The 13,893-nt window shown below is 55.9% G+C and carries 14 protein-coding genes; 5 read left to right on the forward strand and 9 right to left on the reverse strand.

Annotated elements, in window-relative coordinates; all coding sequences use genetic code 11:
* Positions 1-47: 47 nt before the first annotated feature.
* Together GGQ73_RS21985 and GGQ73_RS21990 are read right to left on the reverse strand one after the other, a co-directional pair.
* Entirely contained in the window at positions 48-1,625 is a 1,578-nt protein-coding gene (locus GGQ73_RS21985) for a RodZ family helix-turn-helix domain-containing protein (protein ID WP_183897864.1), read from the reverse strand.
* Between the two features lie 271 nt (positions 1,626-1,896).
* Entirely contained in the window at positions 1,897-2,523 is a 627-nt protein-coding gene (locus GGQ73_RS21990; RefSeq protein ID WP_174155884.1) for a ribonuclease D, read from the reverse strand.
* 159 nt (positions 2,524-2,682) lie between these two features.
* On the opposite strand from GGQ73_RS21990, the gene GGQ73_RS21995 reads away from it, so the two are divergent.
* A complete protein-coding gene (locus tag GGQ73_RS21995) occupies positions 2,683-3,264 on the forward strand; it encodes a nucleoside 2-deoxyribosyltransferase (RefSeq protein ID WP_183897865.1) in 582 nt (193 codons plus the stop codon).
* An 18-nt stretch (positions 3,265-3,282) separates the two neighbouring features.
* Positions 3,283-4,032 (forward strand): SDR family oxidoreductase, encoded by a 750-nt coding sequence (locus tag GGQ73_RS22000; RefSeq protein ID WP_183897866.1) that lies wholly within the window; start codon positions 3,283-3,285, stop codon positions 4,030-4,032.
* A gap of 314 nt (positions 4,033-4,346) precedes the next feature.
* Here GGQ73_RS22000 and GGQ73_RS22005 read toward each other — a convergent pair whose 3' ends face one another.
* The 7 genes from GGQ73_RS22005 to GGQ73_RS22035 form a co-directional block, all read right to left on the reverse strand.
* Positions 4,347-5,636 (reverse strand): Gfo/Idh/MocA family protein, encoded by a 1,290-nt coding sequence (locus GGQ73_RS22005; protein WP_183897867.1) that lies wholly within the window; start codon positions 5,634-5,636, stop codon positions 4,347-4,349.
* Positions 5,637-5,863: 227 nt separating this feature from the next.
* Positions 5,864-6,913, reverse strand: a complete 1,050-nt coding sequence (locus GGQ73_RS22010) for a Gfo/Idh/MocA family protein (protein WP_183897868.1) — start codon at positions 6,911-6,913, stop codon at positions 5,864-5,866.
* Between the two features lie 6 nt (positions 6,914-6,919).
* Positions 6,920-7,705, reverse strand: a complete 786-nt coding sequence (locus tag GGQ73_RS22015; protein WP_174155890.1) for a ThuA domain-containing protein — start codon at positions 7,703-7,705, stop codon at positions 6,920-6,922.
* Positions 7,706-7,769: 64 nt separating this feature from the next.
* Positions 7,770-8,795: an ABC transporter ATP-binding protein gene (locus tag GGQ73_RS22020; protein ID WP_183897869.1), complete on the reverse strand. Its 1,026-nt coding sequence runs from the start codon at positions 8,793-8,795 to the stop codon at positions 7,770-7,772.
* A gap of 11 nt (positions 8,796-8,806) precedes the next feature.
* Positions 8,807-9,640, reverse strand: a complete 834-nt coding sequence (locus GGQ73_RS22025) for a carbohydrate ABC transporter permease (RefSeq protein WP_183897870.1) — start codon at positions 9,638-9,640, stop codon at positions 8,807-8,809.
* Complete coding sequence (locus GGQ73_RS22030; RefSeq protein WP_183897871.1) at positions 9,637-10,608, reverse strand: carbohydrate ABC transporter permease; 972 nt, start codon at positions 10,606-10,608, stop codon at positions 9,637-9,639. Before GGQ73_RS22030 ends, GGQ73_RS22025 begins: the two co-directional genes overlap by 4 nt.
* A 64-nt stretch (positions 10,609-10,672) precedes the next feature.
* Positions 10,673-11,941 (reverse strand): ABC transporter substrate-binding protein, encoded by a 1,269-nt coding sequence (locus GGQ73_RS22035; RefSeq protein ID WP_183897872.1) that lies wholly within the window; start codon positions 11,939-11,941, stop codon positions 10,673-10,675.
* Between the two features lie 264 nt (positions 11,942-12,205).
* Here GGQ73_RS22035 and GGQ73_RS22040 point away from each other — a divergent pair, with 264 nt between their 5' ends.
* From GGQ73_RS22040 to GGQ73_RS22050, 3 genes are all read left to right on the forward strand, one after another.
* Positions 12,206-13,225 carry a substrate-binding domain-containing protein gene (locus tag GGQ73_RS22040; RefSeq protein WP_183897873.1) on the forward strand — a complete coding sequence of 340 codons (1,020 nt, stop codon included), beginning with the start codon at positions 12,206-12,208 and terminating at the stop codon, positions 13,223-13,225.
* A 138-nt stretch (positions 13,226-13,363) separates the two neighbouring features.
* Positions 13,364-13,555: a hypothetical protein gene (locus tag GGQ73_RS22045; protein ID WP_183897874.1), complete on the forward strand. Its 192-nt coding sequence runs from the start codon at positions 13,364-13,366 to the stop codon at positions 13,553-13,555.
* A gap of 164 nt (positions 13,556-13,719) precedes the next feature.
* The gene (locus tag GGQ73_RS22050; RefSeq protein WP_183897875.1) at positions 13,720-13,878 is read left to right on the forward strand and encodes a hypothetical protein; all 159 of its coding nucleotides are present in this window, start codon (positions 13,720-13,722) and stop codon (positions 13,876-13,878) included.
* Positions 13,879-13,893 lie beyond the last annotated feature (15 nt).

A 13,893-nucleotide genomic window follows, 5' to 3' on the forward strand; every position in this document is an offset into this window, starting at 1 on the left:
GCCGGAGCGATCCGGCGGGTTTTTTGTGTCTAAAACAGAAATGTATATCAAGAGATACCGCTCATCCGCAGGTAGTAGGATTCAGCGTTGCGGGTCGATCCATCGTCATTTGCACCTTCCGACACCGAATGGTCGACCACTTCATCATTGGCGGGAGGCTGCTGTTCCTGATCAGTGCCTTGCTCCCGAGGGTCCTGGTGGTCATCGCCTTCGCTGGCCTGTTCTTCGGAGGAGGGCCATCGTCCACGCGGAGGGGCGTCGGATTCCGGCTCGTCTCCGGCTGCCGGATAATTCACGAAAGGAAGAGGGATACCGTCCTTTGCCACCATCGCAGCTGCCGCGCCTTGCAACATGGGTTGGTCGAGCATCGCCGCTTTGACGTCATGCGCGATGGCGGCTCTCTGCATGACGGCAGTCTCTGCGCGAATGTCGGTTAGGGCGGCGTCAGACTTAACTGCATCTGGATGAGTGTTAGAAGCCATCGCACTTCGCAGGGGCAGTTTTTCTGTTTGATCGCTGTCTATATTCAAACTGGCCAAAAGCGGCGCCAGCGGTGCCATTATATCTGCCTGAGCAGGAAGCTTTCTGGCCGCCAAGGCCAAAAGCAGTCTTTCCAAGTCCTTTGCCGTCGCACCTGCAAACGCGGTGGTCACAGATGACATGGTCGCCCGTTCGGACATTTGCGGTATCGGGGGTTGCGGAGCCCGCGCGTTCGTATTGCCCTCTTCGGCGTCCAGGTTTGCGTGCAGGGGAAGGGTCGCTGCCGTTTGACTTTGTGTCTTGAGCGGCGCCGGAAGCTGCGTTGTGATCTCCCCATCCGTTGTCGCTGGTGGGAGATCTGCCATTCCCATCTGGCTAGGCGACGGCGGCCTGATCTGCGCCGTTCCTGCGTTGGATGGAAGAGGATCGGCCTTTCCCGAAGAATTGGGGTTCGGCGCTGGTATCGGCATAGTTTTATCGCTTGCGCCAAGGGATGGCGAGCCTGGCTGGTTTACGATTGCCGGATCGGTCTTCACGGGCATGCCCAAAACCACATCGAGTTCGCTTTGCGGCGCGAGTGTCGTGGCGGATGTTGCAGGTGGAAGCGTCCCGGCGCTTTTGATTTGCGGAAGGATGATACGGCTTTCCGGCACCATGTCCTGAAGGTAGGGTGTGATGGTCGGTTTAGGCGCGTTTTGGCTTGGGCTTGAACGGGACAGTTCGAACATAATAGCAAGCCGGGCCGCTTCGGGGCCGGATGAACTTTTGAGAATATTTGCCAGCATATCAATGCTGATACCGCGCAGGATGCTGCCCAATGCTTTCTCGAGCATTGCCTTCTGGTCTGCCGGAATCGTCTGAAGACTTGCCACAAGCCTGTTGACGTAGGTTTCCGCGGTTTCCCCATCCATGCGGGCAATGTTCATCAGCTTGCCCAAGGTTTCGGCCAGCACGCTGACATTCTGGCTTAAACGCAGCTCGCCCGAAACAGCGCGTATATTGGCATCGGTATCGATTGGCGGAATATCGGCCGGCTCTGGAGGGATAACAGGTGCGACTTTGGCAGGCTGTGGCGTCTCCGAACGCGGAGCGGACGTCGAAGACGAGAGATTGGCCAAGGATACGGCACTGACGGGCGGCAGCATGGTGCGCCTCCTTCCTGGTGACACAGGCCTGGCGTCTGGCCGTCAAGTGTCAACGTGAGCGGTCCATGATTGCAACGAACCTTTGCGACGACGCAGGTGTTAGTACCGACCGCTCATGCGGGCCACTGTGGATTCGAGATGTCTTCCAGGACAAGCCGTATGAACGCTGTCCGAATCGACATTCCCTAGAATGACGAAAACGCATTAAGGATTTGCTAACCACGGTGAACGGGATGACGGCCTCAAATGCGCAATGTTCATCCTTGGTCGATCAGCTATGTGCGAAGATGTCCGTGTCGTCCCAACCCAGCAGGTCGAGCTTGGCGCGCATGGGCAGAAAAGCAAAGCACGCCTCGGCGTGTTCGTAGCGCCCATCCCGCAAAAGGCGTCCCGTCAGTTTTTCGCGCAGCGCATGCAGGTAGAGCACATCGGAGGCTGCATATTCGAGTTGAGCCGGCGACAGTTTTTCCGCTGCCCAGTCGGATGACTGTTGCGCCTTTGAAATATCCACCTCAAGCATTTCCTTGAGATTGTCCTTCAAACCATGGCGGTCGGTGTAGGTGCGGCACAGGCGTGAGGCGATCTTGGTGCAGAACACAGGTGAAGATGTAACGCCGAACGTATGGAAAAGCACGGCAATGTCGAACCGGCCATAATGGAATATCTTCTGGCGGCTTGGGTCTGCCAGCATGGCGGTGAGGTTCGGCGCTTCCGTCTGACCGGAGGCAATGCGAATAACATCCGCAGTTCCATCGCCGGGTGAAAGCTGAACCACACAGAGCCGGTCGCGACGGGGGACGAGGCCAAGCGTTTCAGTATCGATGGCGATCGCGCCGGTGTATCGAGCGGCATCGTCGAAGGAGATATCGCCTTCATGATAACGAATTTTCGCGGCCATTTTTTTCTCCACTGCTGGATTGTCGAGCCGCTATAACGGAAACCGTCCGGCCGCGATACCGGGCACGCCGCTTTTCTGACCTTGTACTGCCCTTGCATCGTTGAGGTGTCGCGCGATAGTTTGAGCCGATATTTCCAGCAACGAAAAGCGTTCATATCCATGCCGATCAAAATATATCTTGCCGGGCCGGAGGTCTTTCTGCCCAACGCCCGTGACATGCTCGACGAAAAAGCAGAGCTTGTTCGCCAAGCAGGACACATCCCTCTCTCGCCGGGCGATCTGCAGATACCGCCAGCCGACACAAAGCGGGGCCATGGCTGCAACATCAACGCAATCGACGAACAGATGATGCAGGAGGCGGATGCCATCATCGCCAATCTGACGCCGTTTCGGGGTATCGCGGCCGATACCGGCACGAGCTATGAGCTCGGCTTTATGTGCGCGCTGGAGAAGCCGGTCTTTGCCTATACCAATGTTGCTGCCAATCACTTCAGCCGCATCATGAACTATTATGACGGTGTCGCAACCCAGGATGAGACCGGGCGTTACCGAGGTGCGGACGGGGTGTCTATCGAGAACTTCGACATGGCGGACAACCTCATGCTGCACGGTGGGATCATCAGACGGGGCGGGGCGGTTGTTGTGGGCGATGCGCCAGCCGATGCGCTCTATACCGACCTCACGGCCTTCAAGCAGTGCCTGGCGCTCGCCGTCCAGAAACTGGCGTTCAAGAAAGACTGATAGAATGGAGATAGGAAGATGAGCGGAACAATTCTGATTACCGGTGCCACCTCGGGCTTCGGGCTGGCGACGGCCAGACTTTTTGCCAAGGACGGCTGGAAGGTTATCGGCACCGGCCGTCGCGCAGAGCGTCTCAACGAGTTGGGTGCCGAGCTTGGCTCGTCGTTCCATGGCATGGCGTTCGATATTACAGACGAAGAGGCCATGGCTTCGGGTTTCAAGACATTGCCTGCCGCGTTCCAGAAGATTGACGTTCTGGTCAACAATGCCGGTTTGGCGCTCGGAACGGCATCTGCGCCGGATGTGCCGTTAAAGGACTGGCATACGATGGTGAACACCAACATCACCGGGCTCCTTAATATTACCCACCATTTGCTGCCAACGCTCATAGAGCGCCGTGGCATGATCATCAATTTGTCGTCGGTGGCCGCACACTGGCCCTATGCAGGCGGCAACGTCTATGCGGCGTCAAAAGCATTTTTGCGCCAGTTTTCTTTAGGGTTGCGGTCTGACATGCACGGAAAAGGTGTGCGCGTCACATCCATCGAGCCTGGCATGTGCGAAACGGAATTCACCGTGGTGCGCACTGGTGGCAATCAGGAGGCCTCTGACAAGCTCTACAAGGGCGTCAACCCAATTGTTCCCGAGGATATCGCCAACACCATCCACTGGGTCGCGTCTCAGCCAAAGCACATCAATATCAACAGCATAGAGATGATGCCGGTCAATCAGTCCTTTGCCGGGTTTCAGGTTCATCGCGATCAATGATGGCCACACATAAGCAAATGATGATGAAAAATCGGGCACCGTCATCTTAGCTATGCAAAAAATGCATCGCTGCATTGCGATAGTTGCTCTGTTAAAATTCGTTGGCTGCTCTATATTCAAATCATCGAAGCGACGCACTCCTCCTCCCAGCGTCGCAAGATGTGGATCGACAACACTCCTCCTCCCAGTTGTCGATCAAGTTTAAAGCCTGCCGCACCTCCTCCCGCGGCAGGCTTTTCCTTTTCTGGGTCAATCACCTTCCAGATTTTGCGTACCAGACATCGATCTGATGCGAGGACGACGTTTTCGCCACTTCAGATATGAATACCACGCGAAGTCAGCATCGTCTGAATGTTAACAGCTGATCCTGTCTCTATCGATGCGTTGGCCGCGATGCCTGTCAGAATCGACCATGCACCGGAGACATGATCCGATGCACGGTTAAAGCGATCTGGCTCCATGGATTGCGGATCGAAGATATAGCCGAGCATCACGGGATCTGCGCCACCATGATCGCCCTTGCCCTTCGTAACCTCTATCATTCGCGGCGCTTGTCCAGCGAGATGCAACTGCGTCGTCACCGCTTCGTCGTCGGCATGGTCTCTGACGCCTCCGAAAACGCCATGCACCTCAACGTGCTTGTGGACGAGCTCGCCCTTCGTGCCCTGGAAGCGTATTTCCAGCCCTTCCCACGGAGAGTAAGCCGTGAGCGTGTAGTTGGCAGTGGTACCAGACGCATAGCGAATATGGGCCTGCATCGTATCTTCGATGCCAATATCCGCGTCGAACACGCACCGGTCACGAAAGTAGCCATCCTCGTCTTCGGCATCGAGATAAAGCGCTCGTAACTGGTCGTCGGCGGAAAGATCGAGGCAAAAATCGCATCTCTCCGCCACGGAACAGTCCGCGCAGCGTGGGCCATGGTCCTGCAATCCCAACGCGACTGCGGTCTCCGGGCGATAAAAGGCACGCTGGCCCGATGCGAACACTTCCGTTGGCGCAGATGCCAGCCACCAGTTGAGAAGGTCGAAATGGTGGGTGGATTTGTGGACCAGAAGCCCGCCGGAGTTTTCCTTGTGCCGGTGCCACCTGCGGAAATAATCCGCGCCGTGGACCCGGTCGAGGTGCCAGCGGAAGTCGACCGCCGTGACCTTGCCGATCACGCCGGAGGCCAGCATCTCCTTGATCTGCGTTCGTGCGGGGGAATACCGGTAGTTGAATGTCACCATAACCTTGCGGCCTGTGCGCTTCTGCGCATCTATGATCTGCTTCAGCCGCGACAAATCGATTGTCAGTGGCTTTTCGCAGATGACGTCGCACCCTGCCTCGAACGCCTTGACGATGTAATCTGAGTGCAAAAAATCGGGCGTCGCGATGACGATTGTGTCTGGTTTCTGTTCTGCAATCAACTGGTCGAAATTTTCGGCCAGATAGGTGGGAACGCCATTGGTGCCGGGTTTGGATATGGCCTGCGCCGCTTCGCTTAGCCGATGTGCGTTGCTGTCGCACATCGCGACGATCTGGTGCTGGTCAGAATAATTCTGCGTGATGGAATCGCGAAACATCTTGTGACGTGACCCACATCCTACAATGGCGATTTTCATTTCTTTTCCCTTTGCTGGATGCAGATTTTTATCGGCGGTGGGCGCGCATGGCTTCGCGAGAAACTGATATTACCTAAGCATTAAGTCATATTATGATTTTAACGCAAGCGGATTTCCCATGCTGCAACGCACTGATTGGAGATAACGTGGAGCGACGAAGAAGGTAACAAAACAGAAAAGGCGGCCACATGGACCGCCCTTTGCAACTGGTCACGTCATGTTCAAACTCAACCGGAAACAGCGATCTCGCGCCGCTCGCGATCCGTCACGATCGACAGATCGAGTACCTTCTGGAGATTTGCGGCATGGCGGAAATCAGGGTCAGCTTTCCCGCCTTCCATGACGATGTTTGCGAATTTCTCGTAGTTCGTCAAAACCGGCTCAACCTCGATGTCTCTCCAGATTGCCTTTTCCACGTCTTCGCCCAGGCAGCCGCGAAGCTTGGAGTAATCTGGCGTATGGATGACTTCCAGCGCTCCCTTGTCGCCGTGAAGGCGAAGGCGAAGCTCGTTCAGATGGCCGGTTGCCCAGCGTGTGGCGTGGATCACACCCATCGCGCCGTTATCAAATTCGGCCGTCATGGTGAAGCTGTCGTTGGCATCGAGATCATAGACATCGATTTTGTTGCCTTCGTATTTGTCGAAGGTCTTCAGCCGCGTGAAAATACGCTCCACATCGCTGCCGGCGCCATAGGACGCAAAGTCGAGGATGTGAATGCCCACATCACCCAACACGCCGTTGGATCCGTGCTTGGTGGACAAGCGCCAGAGCCATTTGCTTTCCGTCATCCAGTCGCCCCAAGCCTTGGAAACAAGCCAGCTTTGCAGGTAGGACGCTTCGAGGTGGCGCAGTTTGCCGATAACGCCGTCCTTCACCATCTGCCGCGCCGCCTGAAGCGGTGCGACATTGCGGTAGGTGAGATTGACCATGGCGACGAGCCCGGCTTTTTCCGCTGCATCTGCCATTTCGGCTGCCTTGGCATAGGTTTCCGCCAACGGTTTTTCACAAAATACGTGCTTGCCAGCAGCCAGCAGTTTTAGTGTCGTCGGATGGTGGATCGCATCTGGAGTCACATTGGCAACCGCATCGAATTCGCCCCATGCAATTGCATCATCCAGCGATGTGAAGGTGAGGGGAATACTGTGGCGCAAGGCGAACGCGCGGACGACCACGTCATCCACATCGACAGCCGCCACAAGTTCGACGCCCGAGATTTGAGAGAAATGCATGACATGGCTATTGGCCATGCCACCCGTTCCGAGAATAAGAAGTTTCATGATGGCTTACCTGTAACCTGCTTCGCCAGCAGCGTGCAATTTGGGACCGCGTTCCTCGATCTTCTCGGGAGCTTGATCGAAGGGCACATTTGGTGCGTCGTGGATGCCAGTCAAAGCGGCGGCGGGGTTGTAAGCCCATTGGACCGAGTTGCTGATGACCTTTTGAATGTTGGCATCATGATAGGTTGGATATGTCTCGTGGCCCGGCCGGAAATAGAAGATATTGCCCGCGCCACGACGCCATGTGAGGCCTGAACGAAACACTTCGCCGCCTTGGAACCATGAGATGAAGACGGTCTCCAGCGGTTCCGGAACTGAGAATTGCTCGCCGTACATCTCCTCGTTTTCCAATTCGAAATACTCCGGCAGACCTGCCGCAATCGGATGGCGCGGATTGATCGTCCAGACCCGCTCGCGCTCGCCCGCCTCGCGCCATTTCAGCGCGCAGGGTGTTCCCATCAGTCGCTTGAACGGTTTGGAGAAGTGGCCGGAGTGAAGCACGATTAATCCCATGCCTTCCCAGACCCGCTTGGCGACACGTTCGACAATCTCGTCCGCCACCGCGCCATGGTCCTTGTGACCCCACCAAACCAGCACGTCAGTCTTGTCCAGTCGTTCCTGCGAAAGACCGTGTTCCGGTTCTTGAAGAGTGGCGGTTGTGGCGTGAATATCGGGCGTCTTGTTCAGTGCGTCTGCAATTGTCGTATGCATGCCATTTGGATAGAGCGAACGCACCGTCTCGTTGATGTGTTCGTGAATATTTTCGCCCCAGACGACGGTATTGATAGTCATGGTTATGCTCCTTGGTGATCCGGCGCGCTGGGAGGAGCGGCCGGTTAAGAGGGTCTCGATGAGTTCAGGCGGCGCGCGTGTGGGCTTTAGGCAATGCATTGCCCTGTGCGTCGAAGCGGTGGATATGATCAGGCAACGGCGAGAGGGTAAGCGTCTGTCCGGGCTTCCGGGCAGAAACGCCTTCCTCGCGCACCACGATTGGCTCTTCGGTACCCATGTTCACATAAATGTAGCTGTCTGAGCCCAGCATTTCCGAATGCACGATTTCACCCGTCCACCCGCCTGCGTCCGCCGTTGCGGTAATGTGTTCCGGCCTGATGCCGACGGTATGAGCGCCATAGGCTTCAGCTAGCTTTCCGGCCAGGAAGTTCATCTTGGGCGAGCCGATAAAGCTTGCGACGAAGGTGTTAACCGGCGTTTCATATAATTCGAGCGGTGTGCCGATCTGTTCGACCCGGCCGTCGCGCAAAACGCAAATTCTGTCCGCAAGCGTCATGGCTTCTACCTGATCATGTGTGACGTAAATCATTGTCGTATCAGGCATACTGCGGTTTAATTTGGCGATTTCGAGACGGGTTGCAACGCGCAGAGCCGCGTCGAGGTTGGAGAGGGGCTCATCGAAGAGGAATACTTTGGGATCACGAACAATGGCGCGACCGATGGCCACACGCTGGCGCTGGCCACCGGAAAGCTGCTTGGGCAGACGTTGAAGATAGGGCGTCAGTTGCAGCATCTCCGCTGCGGCCTCGACGCGCTTTCGTCTATCCTCTTTCGTCGATCCGGCAAGCTTCAGACCAAAGGCCATATTGTCAAAAACGGTCATATGCGGATAGAGCGCATACGACTGGAACACCATCGCAACCCCACGGTCGGCGGGTGTCAGCCGGTTGACGACCTTTCCTTCAAAAGAAAGTTCGCCGCCAGTGATTTCTTCCAGCCCGCAGATCAGCCGGAGCAGGGTTGATTTTCCGCAGCCGGACGGGCCGACGAACACCATGAACTCACCGGAATGGATATCCATGTCGATGCCCTTGATGACGTCGAACGCACCGAATGATTTTCTGACATCGCGCAGTCTTATACTGGTCATGAATGTATCTCCTAACCCTTGACGCCACCAGCCGTCAGGCCGGAAATGATGCGCCGCTGGAAGATCAGAACGAGGATGATGAGGGGCACGGTCACGATGACGGAGGCCGCCATGATCGTTCCCCACGGAATTTCAAATTGGGAACTACCGGATAAAAGCGCGATGGCGACGGGCACTGTGCGCTGCTCGTTGGACGATGTGAAGGTCAAGGCGAAGAGAAACTCGTTCCAGGCTGCTATGAAGGCAAGCAGGCCTGTGGTCACCAGCGCTGGCCACATCAGGGGCAGAAAGACCTGCGTGATGATGACCCAAGGCGAAGCTCCGTCCACGATCGCGGCTTCTTCGATTTCCACCGGCAGATCCCGCATGAATGTGGTCAGAACCCAGACGGTAAAGGGCAGGGTGAAGATCATGTAGGAGAAGATCAACGCAAACGGCGTGTTGAAAACACCGGCCCAGCGGATGAGTTCGAAAAGGCCTGCGAGAACTGCAATCTGCGGAAACATGGAAACCGAAAGAATGGTCAAGAGGAGAAGAGACCGTCCCTTGAAGCGCACTCGTGCCAAGGCATAAGCCGCAGTGACGGCCAGAAATAGCGACAAAGCCACGACGCATGTCGCGACCAACAGGGAGTTGCCGAGATTGCGCAGGAAGCTGTCATTGCCGAGCACATCACGATAGTTGCTGAGGGAAATATTGCGCGGCACATAGTTGATTTCGAACAGCGCCGTTCCGGTTTTGAAGCTCGTCAGGATCGCGTAGTAGAAAGGAAACACCGCGACGATGACGATGATGGCGACGAGCGCGTAAAACGCCGTGTTCTTGATGAAGCTGGACGCTGTCATCGGTCTCCTCCATCGGTGTTAACCCGGCCAAGCCACATGTAGATGATGGTTATTGACGCGATAATCAGAAACAGCATCGTTGAGGCCGCCGCCCCGTAAGCGAACTTGTCGAAGTCGAACAGGTTTTCACGGGCCAGCACAGACATGGTCCTCGTCTGGGAATTGTTCGGTGTCAGAATATAGATGAGATCGAAAACCCGCATGGCATCCAGCATGCGGAAGATAACCGCGACCATCAGGGCAGGGCGGATCATCGGCAGAGTGACGCGCCAGAAGACCTTGATCGGATGGATACCATCCACCCTGGCGGCCTCGTACATATCCTTCGGCACCATCTGCAGGCCAGCGAGGATCAGCAGTGCCATGAACGGCGTCGTCTTCCAGACATCCACGATCAGGACCGCAGTCATGGCCGTCTCGGGATTGGCCGTCCATGCGATCTTTTGCGAGATGAGGCCGAGGCTCATCATCATGTCGTTGAGAATACCGAACTGGTCGTTCAGCATCCACGCCCACATGCGAGCGGACACGATGGTCGGAATGGCCCAGGGGATGAGAATGGCAGCGCGAACGATGCCGCGACCTTTGAACTCCGCATTCAGAACCAGGGCCACGACCAAACCGAGAGCAGTCTCGACGGAAACAGAGACCACTGTGAATTTCAGCGTGTTCCACACCGCACCCCACCACGCAGGATCTGCCAGAAGTCCGCGATAGACCGTGCGGCCACTGCTTAGGGTAATCCATGAGAGATAGTTCTTCAGACCGACGAAATGGGCATCGGAAAGGCTGGTCAGCGAAGCATCAGTCAGGCTGAACCAGACGGTTCTCATCAATGGCCAACCGGCCACCAGCGCAAGCGTTAAAAATGTCGGGGCCAGGAAGATCCATGCGGAGCGCAAACGTTCCGATTGAAGATCGGAGCCCTTTGCTGCCGGGAGTGACCGGACAGAGGTGATTTTTGTCATAGGAATTCCCACCGTTAACAGCGGTCAAGCGGCCGGTGAAGACCGCTTGACGTGTAAAGCCGCGTTACCAGCTGTCACCCTTGAGATCAGTGAGTTCGACTTCGAGAAGTTCGAGATTTTCGGCAGCGGTACCGGTGCCGGACAGCGTGTTGTGAACAGCACCCCAGAATTTTGCGGAAACCTCGTTATATTTCACCTTGGTCGCCGCAGACGGGCGCGGTACGGCCGTCTCGAAGATCGGCTTCCAAAGCGGCATGAAAGGTTGTGCCGCCGCAACATCCTTATCGTCGTAAAGGGATGAAATGGTCGGCATGTTGGAAAGCTCCACAGCGCGCTTTTTCTGCGTTTCCTCGGAGCCGAGGAATTTTACGAGCGCAATCGCGGCCTCCTGGTTTTTGGAATATTTGGAAACTGCGGCGTTCCAGCCGCCCAACGTAGAGGCTGCGGCCTCGCCTTCCGTGCCCGCGGGCAAAGGAACGACGCCAAACTTGCCCTTGATGGCACTGTCGCCACCATTACCCAGCGCATAAACATAGGTCCAGTTGCGCATGAAGACCGAATTACCAGTTTGCCAGACTCCGCGCGCTTCCTCTTCCTTGTAAGCGAGAGCACCTGGCGGAGAAATCGTGCCGATCCAGCTCTTGGCCGTTTCAAGGGCGGCGGCCGCCTTTTCATTGTTGATGCTGATGTCGCCATTCGCCTCGACGATATGCCCACCGCCAGCGGATGCGATCCATTCCAAAGCGTTGCACGTCAGACCCTCGTAAGCGCTTCCCTGAAACACGAAGCCCCACATGTCCTTCTGTCCGGCCGCCCGCTCCTTGTCCTGAACATCCTTGGCTGTCACGGCCAGTTCCTGCCACGTCTTGGGTGGCTGCTTGCCATATTTTTCCAACAGGTCCTTGCGGTAGAACAAAGCCGGCGCATCGGTGTACATCGGCATGGCAACCAGCTTGCCATCGACCGTCTGTGACGCGATCACCGATGGGAAGTGCTTGGCAACGACATCCTTTGCCGCATCGGTCAGGTCTACGAACTGTTCTGCCAACTGTGGAGCCCAGACAACGTCTGTCTGGTAGACGTCGACATCCGTGTTTCCAGCGGCCAGCCACAATCGATACTGGCTGAATTGCTCGCTGGACGACGGCGGCATGGTGACCAGCTTGACCTTGTGGCCGCTCTGCTTTTCAAATTCCACCAGTTGTTCCCGGATGAAGTTCAGGTTTTTGCCCGTGGAATTCGCAGCCATCGAGATCTCTGCGGCCTGAGCACCCACTCCCGTCAACACAACGCTGCTGCTGCATAAAATCAAGATTTTCGTTGAAATATTCATCGTCAAACTCCTCCATGGCGCTTTTCAATTCTCCTCCGAATTGAAAACGCTTTCGACTTTCGCCAAGCTCTCAAATTATATTCTGGCTGTCAACGGATATCGATTTGGCTATCTGTGGAAAATAATGAGGGGTTAGAAGGGTAAAATTATATTATTCGCTAAAAATCGATGCGTTCTCATCGAGGAAATTTGAAATCGATTTCAATTTTTGGAGACTTGAAACTTTGTTCTGATCCACGCATGCAAGGGAAAATGGCGGGGCACATGAAACTCAAGGAATTTGCAGAGCAAGTGGGATTATCGCCCACCACGGTCAGCAGGGCGCTTGGCGGCTATCCAGAAGTGCGACAGGAAACCCGTGAGCGGGTCATGGAAGCCGCCCGCAGGTTGGGGTATCGGCCAAATGCCAACGCCGTACGTCTCGTCACGGGCAAGGCGGGAGCCATTGGGGTCGTTATGGGCCGGAGCGGCGGCGGGCACTTTTTCTCCGAGTTCATGGGCGGCATGGCCAGCCGTCTTCTCGGCGAAGACACCGATATCATCGTCAGTGTCACAACCGATAACGACCTTCATGAAGAACTGAAGATATTCAGTCGATTGGCGGCCAGCGGTCGTGTGGATGGCATCATCATTCACTCGCCGCGGCCAGATGATGAGCGGATTGCGCTGCTGCACAGGCTGGGTGTGCCTTTCATCGTGCATGGGCGCTCGGCCACCAAATTCGAGCATGCCTGGCTTGATATCGACAACCACGCTGTCGCCTATCTCTCGACGGTGCATTTGCTGGAGCGTGGGCACCGCAACATCGCGTTCATCAACGGTCCGGAAGGCCGTACATTCGCCATTGATCGTGAACAAGGTTATCGCGATGCGCTGGAGACGATGGGAATAACGCCTGATCCGCGTATGATGCTGTCGGCGCCGTTCAGCGAAGAAACCGCGTTTCAATTCGCACGGTCATTGCTGGAGAAAGCGTCCCGTCCTACCGCATTCGTCGCCGGAGCCATGATGACCGCGCAGGGCGTTTATCGCGCCGCCAGCCAGTTGGGTCTTGTTATCGGCAAGGATATTTCCGTCATCGCCCATGATGACGTGTTTCCGTATCTGACGCCTGAAAGCATGTTGCCATCGCTCTCCACAACCCGCTCACCCCAGCGTATGGCGGGCGAGCGGGTGACGGATTTGCGGTTGCAGATCATCGCGGGCCGTCCGGTACAAGAGTGTCAGGAGCTCTGGCCCGTCGATCTGGTGCTGCGGCAATCATCGGGTCTCTTGAGTGGATAATGTTTTTACCGTGTGATGTAACAAATTATCAAAAATATCGTGCTAGATGTTTTATTTATAACCTATCAATGTTTGCGTTAGTGTGGAGGGAACGCTAGCGCCGATCGATGCGTTATCAACGTCGAATGGGAGGAAGCCATGTTCGATTTTCTGAAAGCTCAGCACATCATCACCCAGGAAGAAGAGACGGGCACATACGCCGACGCTTTCCTTCAAATGCATGATACGCAGACAGATCAACCCGTCAGTCGAGAGTTTGGCCACGAGGCACACATGCGCGATTACGGTGATCAGCGCATCGTTGCTCGAAACGTCGTCGGTTTCGCCTAGCCGAAATCCATAGTGGAACTTCGACTGAGCAAACGTGTTTACTGGTGTCTGATTATCAGGCGGGCAGCGCATGGCTCGAATGGACCGACTTGGCGAACGATACGTGGACCAATAGGCAATTTCCAGCAATGCGTTGCCCGCCCGCACAGTTTCAACGGAAGTGAATGAGCATGCTACCCGTCGAACCCATTCCTGGCGAAATGCCGCCAATGCCACCGGGGCAGGATATGCCGCCCGTGAAGGAACCGGAACCGGAACATCTGCCGGATGAGGCTCCCGTTCCAAACCCTGACGAGAATGATAAGCCGCCGAACGTGCTTTAGCGGCTGGCGGCCTTG

Origin of the sequence: Rhizobium skierniewicense, assembly GCF_014196515.1 — a bacterium.
In the GTDB taxonomy this organism is placed as follows: Bacteria; Pseudomonadota; Alphaproteobacteria; order Rhizobiales; family Rhizobiaceae; genus Agrobacterium; species Agrobacterium skierniewicense.

Excerpts from the sequence above, each read along its gene's own strand:
- GGQ73_RS21985 (WP_183897864.1), bottom strand. The coding sequence starts at position 1,625 with ATGCTGCCGCCCGTCAGTGCCGTATCCTTGGCCAATCTCTCGTCTTCG.
- GGQ73_RS21990 (WP_174155884.1), bottom strand. The coding sequence starts at position 2,523 with ATGGCCGCGAAAATTCGTTATCATGAAGGCGATATCTCCTTCGACGAT.
- GGQ73_RS21995 (WP_183897865.1), top strand. The coding sequence starts at position 2,683 with ATGCCGATCAAAATATATCTTGCCGGGCCGGAGGTCTTTCTGCCCAAC.
- GGQ73_RS22000 (WP_183897866.1), top strand. The coding sequence starts at position 3,283 with ATGAGCGGAACAATTCTGATTACCGGTGCCACCTCGGGCTTCGGGCTG.
- GGQ73_RS22005 (WP_183897867.1), bottom strand. The coding sequence starts at position 5,636 with ATGAAAATCGCCATTGTAGGATGTGGGTCACGTCACAAGATGTTTCGC.
- GGQ73_RS22010 (WP_183897868.1), bottom strand. The coding sequence starts at position 6,913 with ATGAAACTTCTTATTCTCGGAACGGGTGGCATGGCCAATAGCCATGTC.
- GGQ73_RS22015 (WP_174155890.1), bottom strand. The coding sequence starts at position 7,705 with ATGACTATCAATACCGTCGTCTGGGGCGAAAATATTCACGAACACATC.
- GGQ73_RS22020 (WP_183897869.1), bottom strand. The coding sequence starts at position 8,795 with ATGACCAGTATAAGACTGCGCGATGTCAGAAAATCATTCGGTGCGTTC.
- GGQ73_RS22025 (WP_183897870.1), bottom strand. The coding sequence starts at position 9,640 with ATGACAGCGTCCAGCTTCATCAAGAACACGGCGTTTTACGCGCTCGTC.
- GGQ73_RS22030 (WP_183897871.1), bottom strand. The coding sequence starts at position 10,608 with ATGACAAAAATCACCTCTGTCCGGTCACTCCCGGCAGCAAAGGGCTCC.
- GGQ73_RS22035 (WP_183897872.1), bottom strand. The coding sequence starts at position 11,941 with ATGAATATTTCAACGAAAATCTTGATTTTATGCAGCAGCAGCGTTGTG.
- GGQ73_RS22040 (WP_183897873.1), top strand. The coding sequence starts at position 12,206 with ATGAAACTCAAGGAATTTGCAGAGCAAGTGGGATTATCGCCCACCACG.
- GGQ73_RS22045 (WP_183897874.1), top strand. The coding sequence starts at position 13,364 with ATGTTCGATTTTCTGAAAGCTCAGCACATCATCACCCAGGAAGAAGAG.
- GGQ73_RS22050 (WP_183897875.1), top strand. The coding sequence starts at position 13,720 with ATGAGCATGCTACCCGTCGAACCCATTCCTGGCGAAATGCCGCCAATG.